This is a genomic window from Streptomyces sp. NPDC056373 (genome assembly GCF_042262425.1).
Classification (GTDB): domain Bacteria; phylum Actinomycetota; class Actinomycetes; order Streptomycetales; family Streptomycetaceae; genus Streptomyces.
Genome location: NZ_JBHJPX010000006.1, coordinates 1 through 20,060 on the forward strand (window position 1 = coordinate 1; position 20,060 = coordinate 20,060).

The following is a 20,060-nucleotide window of genomic DNA, read 5'->3' on the forward strand; positions in this document are numbered from 1 at the left end:
GTCGGGGGGTGTCCGTCCTCGGAACGTCGCGATGGGGTTGCGTGCCGACCGGCTGTTCGTTGACGCGACAACCGCTGCGGGCGGACACCCCCCGACACGGCCCCTCTCCGCCGTACGCGGGTGCGGGAGCGTCTCGGCTCGGCTACTGGGGCGTGGCCGTCGGGTTCTGTGCCGCCGCGCGCTTGATCGCCGCGTCGCGCCTGCGGACGTACCAGATGCCGATCAGGCCCAGGCCGCCGCCTGCCAGGCAGGTCCACACCCACCAGGTGTGGCCGCGGTCGTCGAACCAGCCGTAGAAGGGGAGCTGGACCAGGAAGAGGACGAACCACAGGATGGTGCCGCCGGTGATGGTGGCGACCACGGGGCCCTCCAGGGGCTCCGGCGCCTCGTGTCTGGGGGTCCACTTCGCCATGGGGACAGCTTACGAGGCGATCAGGTCTACGCGCGGAGATGGCCGATGGGGCTTTATATGTTCATACTGAAACGGTTTGTGTCTGACCACTTCTCTTCGTAGGAAACTCCAACACATGTCCTCCTCGGCTCCTGCCAAGGTCCCCGCCCCTCAGCAGCCGGGAGCCGGGCCCACGTTCGGTGCACTCGACCGCTTCTTCCGCATCTCCGAGCGGGGCAGCACCCTGCCCCGCGAGGTACGCGGCGGTCTCGCCACCTTCTTCGCGATGGCCTACATCATCGTGCTGAACCCGATCATCCTCGGCAGCGCCAAGGACATGTACGGTCACCAGCTCGACAACGGGCAGCTGGTCACCGCGACGGCCCTCACCGCCGCGCTCACCACCCTCCTCATGGGTGTCATCGGCAACGTCCCGATCGCGCTGGCCGCCGGTCTCGGGGTGAACTCCGTCGTCGCCCTCCAGCTCGCCCCGCGCATGTCCTGGCCGGACGCGATGGGCATGGTGGTCCTCGCCGGGTTCGTGGTCATGCTGCTGGTGGCCACGGGGTTGCGTGAGCGCGTCATGAACGCCGTGCCCTACGGCCTGCGCAAGGCCATCTCCATCGGTATCGGCCTGTTCATCATGCTGATCGGGCTCGTCGACGCGGGCTTCGTCTCCCGGATCCCGGACGCCGCGCAGACCACCGTCCCGCTCCAGCTGGGTGGCGACGGTCACCTCGACGGCTGGCCGGTGCTCGTCTTCGTGCTGGGTGTGCTGCTCACCCTCGCGCTGATCGTGCGCAAGGTCTCCGGGGCGATCCTGATCTCCATCGTGGCGATGACGGTCCTCGCGGTGGTCATCAACGCGGTGGCCAAGGTGCCGAGCTGGGGCCTGACCACGCCCAAGTGGCCCGGCAACCCGGTCGCGAGCCCGGACTTCGGGCTGATCGGGCAGGTCAGCCTGTTCGGCGGCTTCGGCAAGGTCGGCATGCTGACCGGCGTGCTCTTCGTCTTCACCGTGCTGCTGTCGTGCTTCTTCGACGCGATGGGCACGATCATGGGCGTCTCCGACGAGGCGAAGCTGACCGACGGCGAGGGCCAGATGCCCGGCATCAACCGGGTGCTGTTCGTCGACGGCCTGGCGGTCGCCGCCGGCGGCGCCAGCTCCTCCTCCGCCACGACCGCGTTCGTCGAGTCCACGGCGGGTGTCGGCGAGGGGGCCCGGACCGGGCTCGCGAACGTCGTCACCGGCGGTCTCTTCGCCGCCGCCCTCTTCCTGACGCCGGTCGCCACGATGGTCCCGTCCCAGGCGGCCACGCCCGCCCTGGTCGCGGTCGGCTTCCTGATCCTGGCCGGATCGGTGAAGGAGATCGACTGGGCGGACTACACGATCGCCGTCCCGGCCTTCGTGACGATGCTGATGATGCCGTTCACCTACTCGATCACCAACGGCATCGGCATGGGCTTCATCACCTTCGTGGTGCTGCGGCTGGCGGCCGGGCGGGGCCGCGAGGTGCCGCCGGCGATGTACGCGGTGGCGGCGGTGTTCGCCTTCTACTACCTGATGCCGGCGCTGGGTCTGACCTGATCCTCGTCGCCGGAGTCCGGGGAGCCGGAGGTGCCGTAGAACCTCTCCGTCTCCTCGACGGCGGCCTGGAAGCGCTGGTCGAAGTCATCTCTAACGAGCGTCCGGACGACATAGTCCTGGACGCTCGTTCCCCTTTTCGCGGCGTGGTGCCTGAGCCGTTCGAGCAGGTCGTGGTCTATTCGCAGGCTGAGCACACTGGTCCCCATGAGCAGAGGGTCGCGGCACCGTTCGGTCCGGCGGGGCACGTTCCGCCGCCTTGTCACCCATATGAGTGATGTCACGCTTCAGTGGCGGGCGTCACGGACGACTGGCGCGTTCCGGCTGGTCTTTAGCGAGAGTAATGAGTTACGCTAAAGAACATGCCGGACCTCAACCATGGCGACGACGTAGCCGCCGTGAACTCCCTCCGATCCGCAGTGATGCGGCTGTCCCGTCGGCTCAAGCACCAGCGGGTCGACGAATCGCTCAGCCCCACCGAGATGTCGGTGCTCGGCACCCTCTCGCTGTGCGGCAGGGCCACACCGGGCGAGCTCGCCCGCAAGGAGCACGTCCAGCCGCCGTCGATGACCCGCATCGTGGCGCTGCTGGAGGCCAAGGGGCTGGTCCGGCTGGAGCCGCACCCCGAGGACCGGCGTCAGAAGGTCGTCACACGCACCGAGCAGGCCGAGGCCATGCTCGAGGAGAGCCGCGCCAAGCGGAACGCGTTCCTGGCCACGCTGGTGGAGAACCTCGACGAGGGCGAGTGGGCGAAACTCCGCGCCGCCGCCCCCGTACTGGAGAAGCTCGCGCATCTGTAAGAAGGCCGTTGCAAGGAGGCGACACATTTGAGTTCGGGACCCGGAGCAGCTTCCGCCCCCGCACCTGACCCCCACGATTCCCCGCCCGCCCCGGATCCGCTTCCGCGCAAGTCCTCGATGTTCTCCTCGCTGAAGGTCAGGAACTACCGCCTCTTCTTCGTGGGCCAGGTCGTCTCCAACATCGGCACCTGGATGCAGCGCATCGCCCAGGACTGGCTGGTGCTCAGCCTCACCGGCTCCTCCGCCGCGGTCGGCATCACCACCGCGCTGCAGTTCCTGCCGATGCTGCTCTTCGGCCTCTACGGCGGTGTCCTCGTCGACCGGCTGCGCAAGCGGCCCACGCTGCTCGTGACGCAGTCCTCGATGGCGCTCACAGCGATCGCCCTGTCCCTCCTCACCCTCACCGGGCACGTCCAGGTGTGGCACGTGTACGTCGCCGCCTTCGCGGTCGGTCTGGCCACCGTCGTGGACAACCCGGCCCGGCAGTCCTTCGTCTCCGAGCTGGTCGGCCCGGGGCAGCTGCAGAACGCGGTCAGCCTGAACTCGGCGAACTTCCAGTCCGCCCGCCTGGTCGGCCCCGCCGTCGCGGGCCTCCTCATCACCGGCGTCGGCACCGGCTTCGCGTTCCTCTTCAACGGCCTGTCCTTCATCGCGCCGCTCGCCGGCCTGCTGCTCATGCGCGCCCGCGAGCTGCACGTCGTGGAGCGGGCCCCGCGCGGCAAGGGGCAGCTGCGGGAGGGCGTGCGCTACGTCACCGGTCGCCCGGAGCTGATCTGGCCGATCGTCCTGGTCGGCTTCGTCGGGACGTTCGCCTTCAACTTCCCCGTCTACCTCTCGGCCTTCGCGGACGACGTGTTCCACGCCGGTGCGGGCGCGTACAGCCTGTTCAACACGCTGATGGCGGTCGGCTCGCTCGTGGGCGCACTGCTCGCGGCGCGGCGGGGGACGGCCCGGCTGCGGCTGCTGATCGTGGCGGCCATGGCCTTCGGCGCGCTGGAGATCCTGGCCGCGACGACCCCCACGCTGTGGATGTTCGCCCTGTTCATGATCCCGCTGGGCCTGTTCGGCATGACGGTCAACGTCACGACGAACACCAGCATCCAGATGTCCACGGACCCGGCCATGCGCGGCCGTGTCATGGCCCTCTACATGATGATCTTCCTCGGCGGCTCGCCGGTCGGTGCCCCGATCGTCGGCTGGATCACCGACACGTACGGCGCCAGGGTCGGCCTCGCGGCCGGCGGCGCGGTGGCGGCACTCGCCGCGGCGGTGATCGGCCTGATCCTGGCCCGCGTCGGCAACCTGCGCCTGTCGGTGGGCTGGCACGGCGGGCATCCCCGGGTGCGGTTCGTGCCCCGGGAACAGCAGGAGGCGCTGGCTCCGGCGGCCTAGGACTCCGTCAGTCCCGGGGGAACTCGCCGGTTTCGAGGACGAGCCCGACCACGGTTCCGGTCAGGTCGATCTCGTCCCCGAAGTCCAGGCTCAGCTCGCCCCGGTACTCGCCGTCCTTGGGCTTGGTGTGCAGATGCCAGCGGCCGGTGTACGGATCCACGATCAGGTACACCGGCACGCCGGCGGCGGCGTAGGCGTCCTTCTTGGGGCCGTAGTCGTTCGCCCCGGTCTTCCTGGAGATCACCTCGGCGACGAACTCGACGTCCTCGTAGCGCCACAGGCCTTTGGCGTTCTTGGCCGCGCCCTCCGTCATCACCGTCAGGTCGGAGGCGAAGCCGTTGAGGTGGCCCGGGTAGTCGACACGGACGTCGGACTTCACGCGCTTGCGCGGATACTTGGTGCGCAGTTGGTCGTAGATGTCCGCGATGATGTCCCAGAGGGTGTCCCGCTGAGGCGCCATGAAGATGTTCCCCCCGACGATCTCGACCTTGTAGCCCTCGGGGACCGGCATCGTCTCCACCCACTCGAACATCGTGTCGAGGGTGAGTTCACCGCTGCTTTCGGCCATCTCGATCCTGTCGTCAAGGACGGTCATCGTGGCGCTCCTCCCCGGCCGCACCCGTGGATGAATCCGGCCGCGCAGTACAACGATACGCACGGTGACCAGGACACGCCCGGGTCCGCGGGGCCCGTGCCTACACCCTCCGGGCCAGCAGCTGGCCCGGCCACTTGTTCTCGCCGACCGTGAAAGCCACGGTGCGGGTGAAGCCGTTGGACTCGTAGTACCGGACGAGCTTGCCGTCGTCGCCGGCGTAGCAGTCGACGCGGAGCAGGGAGATCCCGGCGCCGCGGGTTTCCTCGGCGGCGTGGGTGAGCAGGGCGCTGCCCACGCCGTGGCCCTCGAAGCGTCGGTCGGAGGCGAGCCAGTGGATGTAGCGCTCGGGCTCGCCGGGCTGCGGGAGGTGGGACAGGTAGGCGCCCGCCGAGTCGGTGAGGGTGAGGGTGCCGGCGGGGACGCCGTCGGCGTCGGCCATGAACACGCTGCCCTCCGCCATGTAGCGGCGGACCGACTCCACCGTCCTGGGGCTCTGCGACAGCGGCTTCGTCCCCCACTGCCCCGTGCGCCCCTGGGAGACCAGCCACTCCACGCAGCTGTCGAGCATGCCGAGTATCGCGGGAATGTCGTCGGGCCCGCCGTCCCGGATGGTGATCCGCATGGGCTCATGGTGCCAGGCTGGACCCATGAGACTCTTCGCGGCCGTGCTGCCCCCGGACGAGGTGTGCCGTGAACTCGGCTCGGTCGTCGACCAGTTGCACGCACTGCCCGGCGCCGACGGCATGCGCTGGACCGGCCGTCCTGGCTGGCACTTCACCCTCGCGTTCTACGGTGAGGTCGACGACGGCCTCGTCCCGGGGCTGTCGGAGCGGCTGGAGCGGGCCGCGCGCCGGACCGAGCCGTTCGACCTGGCCGTGCGGGGCGGCGGGCAGTTCGGGCACGGGAAGGCGCTGTGGGCCGGGGCCGAGGGGGACCTGGCCACCCTCCGGCTGCTGGCCGAGCGGGCCGAGGCGGCGGCGCGCAAGGCGGGGGTGCCGATGGGGGAGCACCGGCGGTACAAGGCCCATCTGACCCTGGCGCGGAACCGGACGGCAGGGGATGTGCGGCCCTACCTGGACGCCCTCGCGGGGTTCTCGGGCCGGGCCTGGACCGTGGGGGAGCTGGCGCTGGTGCGGAGCAATCTGCCGACCTCGGGGGTGCCGGGGGAGCAGCCCCGGTACGAGGCGGTCGGGCGCTGGGCACTCGGGGGTGCCGGTTAGGCTCGATGCCGTGGACCCGAAAACCCGCAACCGGATCATGGCCGGTGTGCTCGTGCTGATGTTTCTCGTCGTGGCCCTGGCTTCCGTGATCGGGAGGTAGGGCAGGGGCGGGAGCCGCGGTCGGTGGTGTCCTGGCCGCGGGCCGGTGGGGGCTTGTCGCGCAGTTCCCCGCGCCCCTGAGGGCGCCGGGGAAACCGCGGACATCGGCGCACGGCCTCGCGCCCCCGGAAGAGGGGCGCCGACCCGCCCCCGTTACCAGGCGAAAGCCTCCGGGCTCGGCCCCGGGCCCGGGAAGACCTCGTCCAGGCCGGTCAGGAGCTCCTCGGAGAGCTCCAGCTCCGCGGCGCGGACCGCGGAGGCCAGCTGCTCGGCGGTGCGCGGGCCGACGATCGGGCCGGTCACCCCCGGGCGGGTGAGCAGCCAGGCCAGGGCGGCCTCGCCGGGCTCGATGCCGTGCTTGTCGAGCAGGTCCTCGTAGGACTGGATCTGCGCCCGTGTGGCGGGGTCGTTGAGCGCGTCGGCCGCCCGGCCGGAGGCACGGCGCTTGCCCTCGACCTCCTTCTTGAGGACACCGCCCAGCAGACCGCCGTGCAGCGGGGACCAGGGGATGACGCCGAGCCCGTACTCCTGGGCGGCCGGGACGACCTCCATCTCCGCGCGCCGCTCGGCGAGGTTGTACAGGCACTGCTCGCTGACCAGGCCGATGGTCCCGCCGCGCCGGGCGGCGATCTCGTTGGCCTGGGCGATCTTGTAGCCGGGGAAGTTCGACGATCCGACGTAGAGGATCTTGCCCTGCTGGACCAGGACGTCGATCGCCTGCCAGATCTCCTCGAAGGGGGTGTCCCGGTCGACGTGGTGGAACTGGTAGACGTCGATGTGGTCCGTCTGGAGCCGCTTGAGGCTGGCGTCCACGGCCCGCCGGATGTTGACCGCGGAGAGCTTGTCGTGGTTGGGCCAGGCCGGGCCGTCGGCGCCCATGTTGCCGTACACCTTCGTGGCGAGGACGACCTTGTCGCGCCGTCCCTCGCTCTTGGCGAACCAGTTTCCGATGATGGACTCGGTACGGCCCTTGTTCTCGCCCCAGCCGTAGACGTTGGCCGTGTCGAAGATGTTGATGCCCGCGTCCAGCGCCGCGTCCATGATGGCGTGGCTGTCGGCCTCGTCGGTCTGCGGGCCGAAGTTCATGGTGCCGAGGACGAGCCGGCTGACCTTGAGTCCCGTGCGTCCGAGCTGCGTGTACTTCATGGTGTCCAAGCCAACGTCCTGGAGTGCGCTCCAGGCAAGCGCGTACCCGGGTGAGCGCGACTTCTCCTCCCGCTCCGGGTCCGGCTACGCCCACGGTGGCGGCTCCTCGGCACCGGCCGCCCTCGCGGCTACCCGGCGGTCGGCGTCCCGGCCGGATTCGCCTTCGGCCTGCCGGTCGGCCTGACCTTCATGGGCACGGCCTGGAGCGAGCCGACACTGCTGCGACTGGCATACGCGTACGAACAGGCCACCCGAACACGGCGGCCTCCGGCCTACCGGGGACCTGACGTGGGGTTTTGACGGATGGTGGTACTCCGCACCGCGACCGGCACACGGAGACGAGCAGACATGCCCGAACAACCTCACACCGACCACCTCGTCCGGATCCTGCGGGGCGTCCTCGGAGATTCCCTCTTCGGCGTCTTCCTGCACGGCTCCGCCGCCCTCGGTGGCCTCCGCCCGCACAGTGACCTGGATGTCCTGGCTGTCGTGAGGGATCCGACGAGCCCTGACCAACGGCGTTTCCTCGTCGAGGAATTGCTCCGGGTGTCGGGGACAGGGCAGGGGCTGCGCCCTGTCGAGGCGACCGTCGTCGTGCAGGACGCGGTGCGGCCCTGGCGGTACCCGCCCAGCTGCGAGTTTCTGTACGGGGAGTGGCTGCGCCAGGACTTCGAGCGCGGGGTGACCCCGGACCCCGGGCCGAACCCCGACCTCGCCCCCGTCCTCACGATGGTGCTGCTCGCCGACGCCCCGCTGCTCGGACCCCCGCCCGCCGAACTGCTGGACCCCGTGCCGGCCGCCGATCTCCGGCGGGCGATCGTCGCCGGTGTGCCGGAGCTGACGGAGGAACTCGCCACGGACACACGGAACGTGCTGCTCACCCTGGCCCGGGTGTGGACCACGCTGGACACCGGAAGCATCCGGTCCAAGGACGCCGCCGCCGAGTGGGCCGGCGCCCGGCTGCCCGTCGCGCACCGGCCGGCCCTGGCCCGTGCGCGGGCCGTCTACCTCGGGGACGAGGACGAGCGGTGGGACGACCTCGATGTCCGGCCCTGTGCCGAGCACCTGGTCCGGATGATCGAGGAGAGCTACTCCGCGTAGGGCCCCGCCAAACCCCAGCCCTGGTGCATCGCCTCCGCGAAGGCCGCCGCGAGTTTGTGCTCGCCGCTCGCGTTGGGGTGGGTGCCGTCGTACGTGTCGGTGGTGACGTCGTACGAGGGCGGGGGTGAGGCCAGGAGGACGGGGGAGCCGGGCTCGTCGAGGTCGGCGGCCGTCTTGGCGAGGAGCTCGTTGAAGCGGGTGACCTCGCCGGCGAAGGCCGCGTCCGACCCGGCGCGCACGTTCGGGGTGACCGGCAGCCACACCATGCCCACCCGCCGGTTCGCCGACCGTGCCTCGGCCGTGAAGGCCCGGACGTTCTCGGCGGTCTGCTCGGCGTTGGTGTAGAAGCCCAGGTCGATCAGGCCCAGGGAGACCAGGAGCACGTCGGCGCGGCACGACCGCACCGCGTCGCCGATCAGCGGCGCCATGTGCTGCCAGCCCTCGCCCCAGCCGGCCAGGTGGGCGCGCGGGAAGTCCGGTTCGGCGTACCCGAACGACACCGGGGCCCCGGCCTGCTTGTCGTAGAGCGTCTCGCGGGGGCCGACGAGGGTGAAGGGGCGGTCGTAGGAACGGCACAGGTGCTGCCACAGCCGGTAGCGCCACGTGTGTTCGCCCGTGCTTCCGATCGTCATGGAGTCACCGACGGGCATGAACCTGAGCATCCGCTCATGATGAACGATCTCGACGGCCGACGGAGTGTGAGTCGGGACACGCCCTTCGAACGGCCTTCGGTCTGTGATCCGTTGTGCCGGTGAACCGCCGGGCCGGATGGCAGGCTTGGGGCATGCGCAGACCGTTCGCCCTTCTCGCCGCGGCCCTCCTCACGGGCGCCCTCACCGTGCCCGCCTCCGCCGCCGACGGCGACGAGAAGTTCACGATCAAGGACCCGCGCATCACCGAGTCCAGCGGCCTGGCCGCCTCGCGGCAGCACCCCGGCATCTACTGGACGCACAACGACAGCGACGACGGGGCCTACCTGTACGCCGTCGACAGCGCGACGGGCGAGACGGTCGCCACGATCACCATGTCCGGCGTGGGCAGCCCGCGCGACGTCGAGGCCATCTCCATCGGGCCGGACGACCAGATCTACGTCGGCGACATCGGCGACAACCTCGGCGGCACCTGGCCGTACGTCTGGATCTACCGGCTGCCCGAGCCGAAGAAGCTGCGCGACGAGACGATCAAGGCGACGCAGTACGTCGTGAAGTACTCCGACGGCGCGCGGAACGCCGAGTCGCTCGTGGTGCACCCGAAGACCGGCCGCGTCTACATCGTCGACAAGAACGAGAAGGGCGGGCACCTGTACGAGGGCCCGGCGCGGCTCTCCCCGTCCGGGGCGAACGTCTTCCGTCCGATCGCCGCGGTTCCCGACCTGGAGGCCACCGACGCCGCGCTCTCCCCGGACGGCGAACACCTCGTCGTACGCAGCTACTTCGGCGCGATCGCCTACGACTGGAACGGCGGGAAGATCAAGAAGAAGGAGCGGCTCGGGGTGCCGTTCCTGGGGCAGGGGGAGTCCGTCACCTACACCGCCGACGGCAAGAAGCTGATGTACGGCGCCGAGGGCGCGGACAGCCCGGTGGAGCCGCAGGACGCCCCCGGGAGCGGCGGCTCCGACTCGTCGTCGGGGAGCGGGAGTTCGACGGCGTCCGAAGGCGGGGGAGACGGGCTGAACGGCAACCTGAAGACCGGGGCGATCGCCGCGGGTGCGGTTGTCGTGGTGGTGGTGCTGGCCCTGCGGGGATCGAGGAGGCGCCGGCGCTAGGCCGTGGCCCGAAGCCGCGGGGCGGGCGGGACTTCGCGGGCACGGACCCAGCGCTGTGAGGGTGGCGCGGGAGTTCACCCGGTACCTGGCCGGGCGCCAGGTCAGCGAGCGTTCCCGCGGTTTTCCACCAGCATCTCCAGCCCGTCCAGGATCCGCTGCAGCCCGAACTCGAAGTGGTCGAAGTCCGGCCCGAAGGTGTCCTCGGAGAGCGAGGCCATCACCGGGTACCGGCCGGAGGCCATGGCCTTCTCCAGGGCCGGAACCTGCGCCTGCCAGAACTCGGCGTCCGTCAGGCCCGTCCGGCGCTCCGCCTCCTGCTCGTAGAGCTGTGTGCGCGCGGCCCCGACGACATACCCGTCGACCATGATGATCGCGGAGACCAGCTCGGGGTCGCTCAGTCCCATCGGGCGGATCAGGGTCAGCACCTTCTCCATGCCGTCGAGGGCGCTCGGGCCGAGGATCGGGCGGGTCTGGTTGACCTGGAGCAGCCAGGGGTGGCGGCGGTAGAGGGCGAGGGTGGCGCGGCCCAGTGCCTCCAGGGCCGCCCGCCAGCCGCCGTCGCCGAGGTCGGCCGGGTTCTGGGAGGGGCGCTGCACCCGGTCCAGCATCAGGTCGAGCAGCTCGCCCTTGCCGGGCACGTACCGGTAGAGCGACATGGTGCCGGTGCCGAGCTCGGCGGCGACGCGGCGCATGGAGAGGGCAGCCAGTCCCTCGGTGTCCGCCACCTGGATCGCCGCTTCCACGATCCGCTCCAGCGTCAGGGTCGGTTTGGGGCCGCGGCTGGGGCGGCGGCCGGTGTCCCACAGCAGTTCGAGCGTGCGGGCGATGTCGCCGCTGCCGCTGGTCTCCGTACCGCCCGTGCCGTTCGAACCGCTCGTCATGGAGCCCAGCTTAGATCCCCGCGGAAAAACTGGGTACGGCGTACGCGTAATCGGGTACGGTGTACCCAGTTCGGTGCCGACGGGGCACGGGCGTGCGGGGAGGGGACGGCATGGACGGATACGCGGTGCGGGCCGAGGCGCTGGAGAAGCGGTACGGCGAGAAACGCGCCCTCGACGGCTTCGACCTGGAGGTGCGCGAGGGCACGGTGCACGGTCTGCTCGGGCCGAACGGGGCGGGCAAGACCACCGCCGTCCGCATCCTGTCCACGCTGATCCGCCTGGACGGGGGCAGCGCGACGGTCGCGGGTCTGGACGTCGTCCGGCAGGCGCGCGAGGTCCGGGCCCGGATCGGCCTCACCGGCCAGTACGCGGCGGTGGACGAGGTGCTCACCGGCCGGCAGAACCTGGAGATGTTCGGCCGCCTGTTCCACCTCGGCGGCAAGCGGGCCCGGCTCCGGGCGGCCGAGCTGCTGGAGCAGTTCGACCTGACCGGCGCCGCCGGCAAGGGCGTGGGCAAGTACAGCGGCGGTATGCGGCGCCGCCTCGACCTCGCCGCGTCGATGATCCTCGCCCCGGCCGTCCTCTTCCTCGACGAGCCGACGACCGGTCTCGACCCCCGCAGCCGGGGTGAAGTCTGGGAATCCCTGCGGGCCCTGGTGGCGGGCGGCACGACCGTGCTGCTCACCACGCAGTACCTGGAGGAGGCCGACAAGCTCGCCTCCCGCATCACCGTCATCGACCAGGGGCGGGCCATCGCCGACGACACCCCGGACGGGCTGAAGGACCTGGTCGGCGGTGACCGTATCGAGGTCGTGGTGGCCGAGCGGTCCGAGATCCCGCGGGTGGTGAAGGTCGTCGCCCGGGTGGCGGACGGCGAACCCGAGGCGGACGAGACGGAGGCGCGGGTGCACGCCCCGGTCACCGACCGGGTCACCGCGCTCACCGAGGTCGCACGGACCCTCCAGGACGAGGGAGTCCGCGTCGAGGACATCGGGCTGCGCAGGCCGAGCCTCGACGACGTGTTCCTGCGCCTGACCGGACACCGTACGGAGCAGGAGGCCGCGGCGTGAGTGCCACCGACCTGAGCGCGCCGAGCACCCGCAGCGGCACGTACTGGCTGCTCGCCGACTGCTGGAACATCGTCCGCCGCGGCCTGACCCACTACCGGCGCCAGCCGGTCAACATCGCCTGGCAGCTGGGCTTCCCGATCCTCTCCGTACTGATGTACGGCTATGTCTTCGGCAGCGCGATGAAGGTGCCGGGCGGCGGGGACTACAAGGACTTCCTGATGCCGGGCATGTTCGTGATGACCATGGCGTTCGGCTTCATGAACACCGCCACGGTCGTGGTGTACGACTCCACCAAGGGCGTCATCGACCGTTTCCGCTCCATGCCGATGGCGTCCTCCGCCGTGGTGGCCGGGCGCGGGGTCACCGATCTGATCGTGGCCTGCGCCGAGTTGGCGATCATGATGTTGACGGCCCTCGCGATGGGCTGGCGCCCGGACGGCGGCTTCGCCTTCTTCGCCGCGTTCGGTCTGCTGCTCTGGCTGCGCTTCGCGCTGATCTGGGTCGGCGTGTGGCTCGGCCTGCTGGTGCCCAACCCGGAAGCGGCGGGCGGCCTGTTCGCCGTCGCCTTCCCGCTGACGATGATCTCCAGCATCTTCGTCGCGCCGCAGCTCATGCCCGACTGGCTGGGCCGGGTGGCGGCCTGGAATCCGATCTCCTCCACGGCGGCGGCGACCCGCGAGCTGTTCGGGACGCCGGTCGGGGGCGGTGACTCCTGGGTGGAGCGGCACGCCCTGCTGATGGCCGGGGTGTGGCCGGTGATCCTGACAATGGTCTTCCTGCCGCTGGCCGTACGGCGGTTCCGGAAGCTGAGCCGGTAGCGGCCGGAGCGATCGCACACCTTCCAGAGTCTTGACGTGCCCATGCTGCATCCGTTCTCTGGAAGGTGCGCGGCGCGATGGGAGCGCTCCCAACCTGTTCCGGGTGCCGTGCCTCCCCTCCCCCGAGGAACCCGAGAGGAAGCAGCCACATGTTCCGCAGTCTGCGCAGAGCCCTGTGTGTTGCCGCGGCGCTCCTGTTACCGCTGGCCGGCGTGCAGTCGGCCCGAGCCGATGCCACCGCCGAGGCCCCCGGTGCCGGCTACTGGCACACCAGCGGCCGCCAGATCCTGGACGCGGCCGGGCAGCCGGTCCGGATCGCCGGCATCAACTGGTTCGGCTTCGAGACCTCCAACCGCGTCGCCCACGGCCTGTGGACACGCGACTACAAGAGCATGATCGACCAGATCAGGTCACTGGGCTACAACACCCTCCGCGTGCCCTACAGCGACGACATCCTCAAGCCCGGCGCCATGCCCGAGGGCATCAACCTCGACGGCAGGAACACGGACCTGCGCGGGCTGACCTCGCTCCAGGTCCTGGACAAGATCGTGGCCTACGCGGGCCAGTCCGGCCTCAAGGTCGTCCTGGACCGCCACCGCCCGGACGCGGCAGGTCAGTCGGCGCTCTGGTACACGGCTTCGGTCCCGGAGTCGACCTGGATCACCAACCTCAAGGCCCTGGCCGCGCGCTACAAGGGCAACTCCACGGTCATCGGCATCGACCTGCACAACGAGCCCCACGACCCGGCCTGCTGGGGCTGCGGCGACACCTCCCGCGACTGGCGCCTGGCCGCCGAGCGCGCGGGCAACGCGGTGCTGTCGGTCAACCCCGAGCTGCTGATCATGGTCGAGGGCGTGCAGACGTTCAACGGCAACAGCATCTGGTGGGGCGGCAACCTCATGGGCGCGGCCCAGTACCCGGTCCGGCTGGACGTTGCGAACCGGCTGGTGTACTCGGCGCACGACTACGCGACGTCGGTGGCCGAGCAGTCCTGGTTCACGGACCCGTCCTTCCCCGCCAACATGCCGGGGATCTGGGACAAGTACTGGGGCTACCTCTTCAAGCAGAACATCGCCCCGGTGTGGCTCGGCGAGTTCGGTACGACGCTGAAGCCCTCGGTGGACCAGAAGTGGCTGGCCGAGCTGGTGAAGTACCTGCGCTCCACGTCGGCGTACGGCACCGACAGCTTCCACTGGACGTTCTGGTCCTGGAACCCCAACTCCGGTGACACGGGAGGCATCCTGAAGGACGACTGGCAGACGGTCGACACGGTGAAGGACGCGTACCTGGCGCCCGTCAAGGCCCCGGGCTTCGGAGGTGGCGGCACGGGGCCCGGCCCGGGCGGGCCGGGTGACCCCACGCCCACCTGCACCGCCGCCTACACCGTCAGCAGCGACTGGGGCGGCGGCTTCAACGCCGAGGTGAAGGTGACCAACACGAGCGGTGTCCCGCTGAAGTCCTGGCAGGTGAGCTGGACATGGAGCGGCTCGCAGAAGGTCACGAGCATGTGGAACGCCTCGTACACCCAGAGCGGGGCGACCGTCACGGCGGTCAACGCCGCGCACAACGGGAGCGTGCCGGTGGCGGGTTCCACGAGCTTCGGCCTGGGCGGTGCGCCCGGGGGCGGGAGCGTGCCGAGCGTGCGGTGCACGGCGACGTGATCAGGGTCTGAGGTGGTACGCCCGGTGCGCGCCGGGCGTACCCCGGCAGGGCGACCTGCCTGGAATGGCCAGAACTCCCCCTTTCTGAGGGGTTTTCTGTGAACAGGCTATGACTCGATTCGGTCAAGTCTTCGTCGAATGCGTACGTGTGAGGGGTGCTCTTCCGAAACGATGCGGCACGGCCCGTGTTACTCACGGGTTCGACCCCCCTCACCGTTGCGAGAGACTCCATGAGAAGAAGCGCAGCCCTCCTGTGCGGCGCCACGGTCGTCCTGACCGGGACACTCACCGCCGCCCCCGCCAACGCCGGCCCGTCGCAGTCGGCGAACGCCGCCGTGACGAGCGCCGCGGCGAAGGTCACGTGGAAGAAGTGCGGGACCGACGACTCCCCGACGCTCCAGTGCGGGTCGGTCAAGGTGCCGCTCGACCACGCGAAGCCGCGGGGGAAGCAGATCACGCTGGCGCTGTCCCGTGTGCCGCACACCGCGTCGAAGTCCCAGGGCCCGCTGCTGGTCAACCCCGGCGGCCCCGGTGGCAGCGGTCTGTCGCTGGCCTCGTTCGTCGCGTCCTCCCTGCCCAAGGAGGTCGCCGCCCAGTACGACGTCATCGGCTTCGACCCGCGCGGAGTGGGCAAGAGCCAGCCCGCCCTGGACTGCAAGCCGGGCCACTTCGACCCGGTCCGACCCGACTCCGTGCCCAGCACCCCGGCGCTCGAGAAGGCCAACGTCGCCCGCGCCAAGGCCTTCGCCCAGGCCTGCGGCACGAAGTACAAGGACGTCCTGCCCTACATCGACACGGTCAGCGCCGTGAAGGACATGGACTCCATCCGCAAGGCCCTCGGCGCGTCGAAGATCAACTACTTCGGCTACTCGTACGGCACCTACCTGGGTGCGGTCTACGCCAAGCTGTTCCCCGAGCGGGTGCGGCGCCTGGTGCTTGACTCGATCGTCGACCCGAACGGCGTCTGGTACGACGACAACATCCAGCAGGACTACGCCTTCGACAAGCGCCACAAGGCGCTCATGGCGTGGACAGCCAAGTACAACGGCACCTACAAGCTCGGCACCGACCCCAAGAAGATCGAGGCCAAGTGGTACGCCATGCGGGCGGCCCTGGCCAAGAAGCCCGCGGGCGGCAAGGTGGGCGCCTCCGAGCTGGAGGACATCTTCATACCCGGCGGCTACAACAACGCCTACTGGCCCACGCTCGCCCAGGCCTTCGCGGCCTACGTCAACCAGCACGACACCGCCCCGCTGGTCAAGGCCTACGACGACATCGCGGCGATCGACGCCTCCGGCGACAACGGCTACAGCGTCTACACCGCGGTGCAGTGCCGTGACGCGTCCTGGCCGCGCGACTGGAAGCAGTGGCGCAAGGACAACTGGGCGGTGTACGAGAAGGCCCCGTTCATGGCCTGGAACAACGCCTGGTACAACGCGCCGTGCGCGTTCTGGCCGACGAAGTCGCTGAAGCCGGTGAACGTCTCCAACAGCAAGCTCCCGCCGGTGCTGCTGTTCCAGGCGACGGACGACGCGGCCACCCCCTACGAGGGCGGTGTCACCATGCATCGGCTGCTGAAGAAGTCCAGCCTGGTGGTGGAACAGGGCGGCGGCAACCACGGCATCACGCTCGGCGGCAACGCCTGCCTCGACAAGTACCTCGCCACGTACCTGACCAACGGCAAGGTCCCGCACGGCAACGGTGTGGCGGACGCGGTGTGCAAGAAGACCGCCGACCCGAAGCCGCAGTCGGCGGCGCAGAAGGCGGCGGCCGCGACGCAGCCGGCCGTCGCGGCGGTAGGCGACAGCCTGCGCGGGATCCTGGGGTCCGGACGCTGAGCGTCCCGGTGACCCAGGCCTGACAGGACGACACAGGGGCGCCCGGGCGGTACTCGCCGGGCGCCCTTCGCCGTCCACCGAGGACACGACCTAGGGTGTCCGGTCATGGGGGAACGCATGAACGACGACCTGGTGGCCGTCCCTGCGGGACGCGTCACGCTGTCCGACCGGCGGACACAGCGCAGTTGGGAAGCCGAGGTCGCGTCGTTCCGGATGGGGGCGGTGCCGGTCACCCAGGCCCGGTACGCCGAGGTCACCGGCGAGCGCCCGAGCACGGCCCGGGGCGACCGGTTGCCCGTCGAGGGCGTGTCCTGGTGGGACGCGGTCCGGTTCTGCAACGCCCTGTCGGTACGCGAGGGCCTGACCCCCGTCTACGACGTGCGGCCCGGGGACGGGCAGGCGGGCTGGGACACCTCCGCCGACGGCTACCGGCTGCCCACCGAGGCCGAGTGGGAACACGCCTGCCGCGCCGGCGGCACCAGCCCCCGTTACGGCCCGCTCGACGAGATCGCCTGGTACCGCGGCAACGCGGACGACCGCATCCACCCCGTGGGCGGCAAGCGGCCCAACGCCTGGGGCCTGCACGACATGCTGGGCAACACCTGGGACTGGTGCTGGGACCTCTACGACGCCGAGGTCTACGGCACCTACCGGGTGCTGCGGGGCGGCGGCTGGTCCGACGAGCACTGGAGCTGCCGCGCCTCGGTACGCCGCCGGAGCCATCCGACGTTCCGGATCGACGACGTGGGGTTCCGGGTGGCGCGCTCGGTGCCGGCGGGCGTGGACGCAGGGCCGGCCTGAGCCGGAGATGGTCCTTGAGGGCGAGGGAGCCCGAGTACGGGAGAGGGCGCCCCGCGCGAGCGGGACGCCCTCGGCCCTCACCTACGGGAGAAGGCCCTCACGTACGGGAGAAGGTCAGAGCTTCTCGATCACGTAGTCGACGCACTTGGTGAGCGCCTCGATGTCCGCCGGGTCGATCGCCGGGAACATCGCGACGCGCAGCTGGTTGCGGCCGAGCTTGCGGTAGGGCTCGGTGTCGACGATGCCGTTGGCGCGCAGCACCTTGGCGACGGCGGCCGCGTCGACCTCGTCGGTGAAGTCGATCGTGCCGATGACCTGCGAGCGCTTGGCCGGGTCGGTGACGAACGGGTTGGCGTACTTGATGTCCTCGGCCCAGCCGTAGAGCGTGCGGGCGGAGGTGGCGGTGCGCCGGACCGACCAGTCCAGGCCGCCCTGGCCGTTGATCCACTCCAGCTGCTGGTTCAGCAGGAAGAGGGTGGCGAGGGCCGGGGTGTTGTACGTCTGGTTCTTGCGGGAGTTGTCGATCGCCGTCGGCAGCGAGAAGAACTCCGGGACGTGGCGGCCGGAGGCGTGGATCCGCTCGGCGCGCTCGATCGCGGCCGGGGAGAAGACGCCGATCCACAGGCCGCCGTCGGAGGCGAAGGACTTCTGCGGGGCGAAGTAGTAGACGTCCGTCTCGGAGACGTCGACCGGCAGGCCGCCCGCGCCGGAAGTGGCGTCCACCAGTACCAGCGCGCCCTCGTCGGCACCGGCCACGCGCTTGATCGGCATGGCGACACCGGTCGAGGTCTCGTTGTGGGTGAACGCGTAGACGTCCACGCCCGCCTCGGCGACCGCCTCGGGATGCGTGCCCGGGTCGGCGGAGACGACGTCCGGCTCGGCCAGCCAGGGCGCGAGCTTCGCGGCCTTGGCGAACTTGGAGGAGAACTCGCCGAAGGTGAGGTGCTGCGACCTGTTCTCGATCAGGCCGTGCGTCGCGATGTCCCAGAACGCGGTCGAGCCGCCGTTGCCGAGGACCACCTCGTAGCCGTCGGGGATCTGGAACAGCTCACTGATGCCCTCGCGCACCTGGCCGACCAGGCTCTTGACGGGGGCCTGACGGTGGGAGGTGCCGAGCAGGGACGTGCCGGTGGCGGCCAGGGCGTCCAGCGCCTCCACCCGCACCTTGGAGGGGCCCGCGCCGAATCGACCGTCGGCGGGCTTGATGTCAGCAGGAATCTGGATCTCAGCCACGAAGGGGAGCGTAGCCGTTTCCAGAAACCTGGGCGAAACGTCGTCCGTCGGGTGAGACGGTGTGTGGACAGGTCAGTGCGGGGGCGGGCCGGTTCGGACGGTGTGCGGCCGGTCAGTGCGGGGGCGGGCCGGGCCAGACGGCCGAGGCGTCGTCGCGGTGCGGGTCCGGCAGCCGCAGGGGGCGGACGGCGACGGGGCGGGTCACGCCCTCGGTCGTGGCCGTCCAGGGGGCGGGGCGGCCCGAATAGCACAGGGTGGTGAGGACGAAGACGCCGTCGGCGTAGACCTCGACGTACTCGCCGACGGTGAGGATGCGCAGTGCGGCGGCGGGGTCCGGCAGGAGGGTCTCACCGAGCAGGTCGCCGTCCGGGCCGGTGACCCGGAGGTGCTTGCCGTCGCAGCCGACCGTGAGCGCGGGCCGGGCCCCGTCGGAGACATGCGCGCGCAGGGTGATCTCGGTGCGGCCGGACAGGGCGATGTCACCGACCGCGTGCAGCGGGGCGTCGTACGTCTCCTCGCCGAGCCAGGGGTCCAGGCCCGGCCACCATTCCAGGCGGGGCGCCGAATCCGCGGGTACGGCGAGGGACTTGGGCTGGGCGAGCATGCCGCGGCAGCGCTCGCCGGTGTCGCTGAGGCCGACGCGGCGCGGGGTGGTGTGCAGCACGACGCGGGAGCCGTCGGGGGCGGCGACGACGCGCGGGGCGTACGCGCCCGTGGGGCCGAGCGGGCCGCGGCGGGTCCACGGGCCGCGCAGGCGCGGAGCGGTCCACGCCTCGAAGCCCCGGGTGGCGCCGATGGAGCCGAGCAGCAGCCAGCTGCCGTCGTCGAGGCGTTCGAGGACCGGGCACTCGAACTCGTCGACGTCGCCGGGGGAGACCAGCGGCGGCTGGACCGTCCAGTGCTCCAGGTCGTCGGAGGTCGCCCAGGCGACGCACCCGCCGACGTCGACGGGCAGCGAGGCGTCGGCGGCGCAGACCACCATCACCCAGCCGTCGGACTCGTCGTCGCGTACGACGAAGGGGTCGCGCCAGCCCATGCGTTCGCCCGTGCGGTACCAGCGCCCGTCCGCCTCGGCGACCGGTCCGGTGCCGTGGCGGCGCCAGCCGGTGCCGTCGGTGCGCTCGGAGCGGGCCAGGCCGATCGACTGCAGGGGCCAGCCGCCCGGGGTGAGTCCGGAGACGGCGGTGTAGAGCATCGCCGTGCCGGGGCCGTGCGGGAAGGCGTGCATGGTCCACACCGCCTGCTGGTCGAAGCGGCCCGGCAGGCCGTTGCCGAAGGCCGTGCCCTGCGGCTCCCAGTGGACCAGGTCGGCGGAGGTGGCCCTGCCGTAGGAGGTCTCCATGCGCAGGTGGTCGAACTCGGCCGTCCACGGGCCCTGGAGGTGCAGCACGGTGTAGGTGCCGTCCGCGTGGCGCAGGAGGTCGAAGTCGTTCACGCAGAGGCCGGGCGGCGCGTATCGCATGGACAGGTCCTGTCTGCCGACAGCGGCACTCAAACGCGTGCGCTGTGATCTTGCTGGGCGGAGTTCCTCTGAGAGTCAGCCGAAGTAAAACTGAACGCAAACGCTTGCGCAACCAGGTGGGCGGGTTTACGGTCTCGTCACTCCCACTCCCGCCGACGTGCTCCGGACCCCCGGCCACGCGGCGTGCCCCCGATCAAGGAGC

General features: G+C 70.6%; 19 protein-coding genes and 1 pseudogene. 11 read left to right on the forward strand and 9 right to left on the reverse strand.

All coding sequences use genetic code 11. The annotated features are described in order from the left end of the window. Positions 1 to 142 precede the first annotated feature (142 nt). Positions 143 to 412 carry a DUF2530 domain-containing protein gene (locus ACFCXS_RS13600; protein ID WP_376643416.1) on the reverse strand — a complete coding sequence of 90 codons (270 nt, stop codon included), beginning with the start codon at positions 410 to 412 and terminating at the stop codon, positions 143 to 145. A 115-nt stretch (positions 413 to 527) separates the two neighbouring features. Between ACFCXS_RS13600 and ACFCXS_RS13605 the strand changes: the two genes are divergently transcribed. Further along, positions 528 to 1,979 carry an NCS2 family permease gene (locus ACFCXS_RS13605; protein WP_376643417.1) on the forward strand — a complete coding sequence of 484 codons (1,452 nt, stop codon included), beginning with the start codon at positions 528 to 530 and terminating at the stop codon, positions 1,977 to 1,979. Between the two features lie 32 nt (positions 1,980 to 2,011). Here ACFCXS_RS13605 and ACFCXS_RS13610 read toward each other — a convergent pair. Beyond that, positions 2,012 to 2,185, reverse strand: a pseudogene (locus ACFCXS_RS13610) (ribbon-helix-helix protein, CopG family); the annotation flags it as partial. Positions 2,186 to 2,338: 153 nt separating this feature from the next. Here ACFCXS_RS13610 and ACFCXS_RS13615 point away from each other — a divergent pair. Then, a complete protein-coding gene (locus tag ACFCXS_RS13615; protein WP_376643418.1) occupies positions 2,339 to 2,776 on the forward strand; it encodes a MarR family winged helix-turn-helix transcriptional regulator in 438 nt (145 codons plus the stop codon). Between the two features lie 27 nt (positions 2,777 to 2,803). Beyond that, a complete protein-coding gene (locus ACFCXS_RS13620) occupies positions 2,804 to 4,168 on the forward strand; it encodes an MFS transporter (RefSeq protein ID WP_376643419.1) in 1,365 nt (454 codons plus the stop codon). Positions 4,169 to 4,175: 7 nt separating this feature from the next. Here the strand turns inward: ACFCXS_RS13620 and ACFCXS_RS13625 are convergent, their stop codons facing one another. After that, on the reverse strand, positions 4,176 to 4,763 hold the full coding sequence (locus tag ACFCXS_RS13625) for a Uma2 family endonuclease (RefSeq protein ID WP_376643420.1): 588 nt from the start codon (positions 4,761 to 4,763) through the stop codon (positions 4,176 to 4,178). A 100-nt stretch (positions 4,764 to 4,863) separates the two neighbouring features. Then, entirely contained in the window at positions 4,864 to 5,385 is a 522-nt protein-coding gene (locus ACFCXS_RS13630) for a GNAT family N-acetyltransferase (RefSeq protein WP_376643421.1), read from the reverse strand. Between the two features lie 25 nt (positions 5,386 to 5,410). Here ACFCXS_RS13630 and thpR point away from each other — a divergent pair, with 25 nt between their 5' ends. Further along, entirely contained in the window at positions 5,411 to 5,983 is a 573-nt protein-coding gene (gene thpR, locus ACFCXS_RS13635) for an RNA 2',3'-cyclic phosphodiesterase (RefSeq protein WP_376643422.1), read from the forward strand. Between the two features lie 252 nt (positions 5,984 to 6,235). Here thpR and ACFCXS_RS13640 read toward each other — a convergent pair whose 3' ends face one another. Beyond that, on the reverse strand, positions 6,236 to 7,228 hold the full coding sequence (locus ACFCXS_RS13640; RefSeq protein ID WP_376643829.1) for an aldo/keto reductase: 993 nt from the start codon (positions 7,226 to 7,228) through the stop codon (positions 6,236 to 6,238). A gap of 348 nt (positions 7,229 to 7,576) precedes the next feature. On the opposite strand from ACFCXS_RS13640, the gene ACFCXS_RS13645 reads away from it, so the two are divergent. Continuing rightward, positions 7,577 to 8,329: an aminoglycoside adenylyltransferase family protein gene (locus ACFCXS_RS13645; protein ID WP_376643423.1), complete on the forward strand. Its 753-nt coding sequence runs from the start codon at positions 7,577 to 7,579 to the stop codon at positions 8,327 to 8,329. Here ACFCXS_RS13645 and ACFCXS_RS13650 read toward each other — a convergent pair. Beyond that, a complete protein-coding gene (locus tag ACFCXS_RS13650) occupies positions 8,317 to 8,991 on the reverse strand; it encodes an SGNH/GDSL hydrolase family protein (RefSeq protein ID WP_376643424.1) in 675 nt (224 codons plus the stop codon). The two genes, ACFCXS_RS13645 and ACFCXS_RS13650, sit on opposite strands and share 13 nt — an antisense overlap. Positions 8,992 to 9,113: 122 nt before the next feature. Between ACFCXS_RS13650 and ACFCXS_RS13655 the strand changes: the two genes are divergently transcribed. Continuing rightward, on the forward strand, positions 9,114 to 10,094 hold the full coding sequence (locus ACFCXS_RS13655) for a WD40 repeat domain-containing protein (protein ID WP_376643425.1): 981 nt from the start codon (positions 9,114 to 9,116) through the stop codon (positions 10,092 to 10,094). A 101-nt stretch (positions 10,095 to 10,195) separates the two neighbouring features. Here the strand turns inward: ACFCXS_RS13655 and ACFCXS_RS13660 are convergent, their stop codons facing one another. Then, a complete protein-coding gene (locus tag ACFCXS_RS13660; protein ID WP_376643426.1) occupies positions 10,196 to 10,975 on the reverse strand; it encodes a TetR/AcrR family transcriptional regulator in 780 nt (259 codons plus the stop codon). 110 nt (positions 10,976 to 11,085) lie between these two features. Here ACFCXS_RS13660 and ACFCXS_RS13665 point away from each other — a divergent pair, with 110 nt between their 5' ends. From ACFCXS_RS13665 to ACFCXS_RS13685, 5 genes are all read left to right on the forward strand, one after another. Then, positions 11,086 to 12,045: an ATP-binding cassette domain-containing protein gene (locus tag ACFCXS_RS13665; RefSeq protein WP_376643427.1), complete on the forward strand. Its 960-nt coding sequence runs from the start codon at positions 11,086 to 11,088 to the stop codon at positions 12,043 to 12,045. Further along, positions 12,042 to 12,863: an ABC transporter permease gene (locus ACFCXS_RS13670; RefSeq protein WP_376643428.1), complete on the forward strand. Its 822-nt coding sequence runs from the start codon at positions 12,042 to 12,044 to the stop codon at positions 12,861 to 12,863. Before ACFCXS_RS13665 ends, ACFCXS_RS13670 begins: the two co-directional genes overlap by 4 nt. 149 nt (positions 12,864 to 13,012) lie before the next feature. Next, positions 13,013 to 14,524 (forward strand): cellulase family glycosylhydrolase, encoded by a 1,512-nt coding sequence (locus ACFCXS_RS13675; protein WP_376643429.1) that lies wholly within the window; start codon positions 13,013 to 13,015, stop codon positions 14,522 to 14,524. Positions 14,525 to 14,754: 230 nt separating this feature from the next. Beyond that, the gene (locus ACFCXS_RS13680) at positions 14,755 to 16,362 is read left to right on the forward strand and encodes an alpha/beta hydrolase (protein WP_376643430.1); all 1,608 of its coding nucleotides are present in this window, start codon (positions 14,755 to 14,757) and stop codon (positions 16,360 to 16,362) included. A 105-nt stretch (positions 16,363 to 16,467) separates the two neighbouring features. Further along, positions 16,468 to 17,163: a formylglycine-generating enzyme family protein gene (locus ACFCXS_RS13685; RefSeq protein ID WP_376643431.1), complete on the forward strand. Its 696-nt coding sequence runs from the start codon at positions 16,468 to 16,470 to the stop codon at positions 17,161 to 17,163. A gap of 114 nt (positions 17,164 to 17,277) precedes the next feature. On the opposite strand, the gene serC is transcribed toward ACFCXS_RS13685, so the two are convergent. Together serC and ACFCXS_RS13695 are read right to left on the reverse strand one after the other, a co-directional pair. Then, entirely contained in the window at positions 17,278 to 18,396 is a 1,119-nt protein-coding gene (gene serC, locus ACFCXS_RS13690; RefSeq protein ID WP_376643432.1) for a phosphoserine transaminase, read from the reverse strand. A 112-nt stretch (positions 18,397 to 18,508) separates the two neighbouring features. Further along, entirely contained in the window at positions 18,509 to 19,858 is a 1,350-nt protein-coding gene (locus ACFCXS_RS13695; protein WP_376643433.1) for a mucin-1, read from the reverse strand. Positions 19,859 to 20,060: the final 202 nt, after the last annotated feature.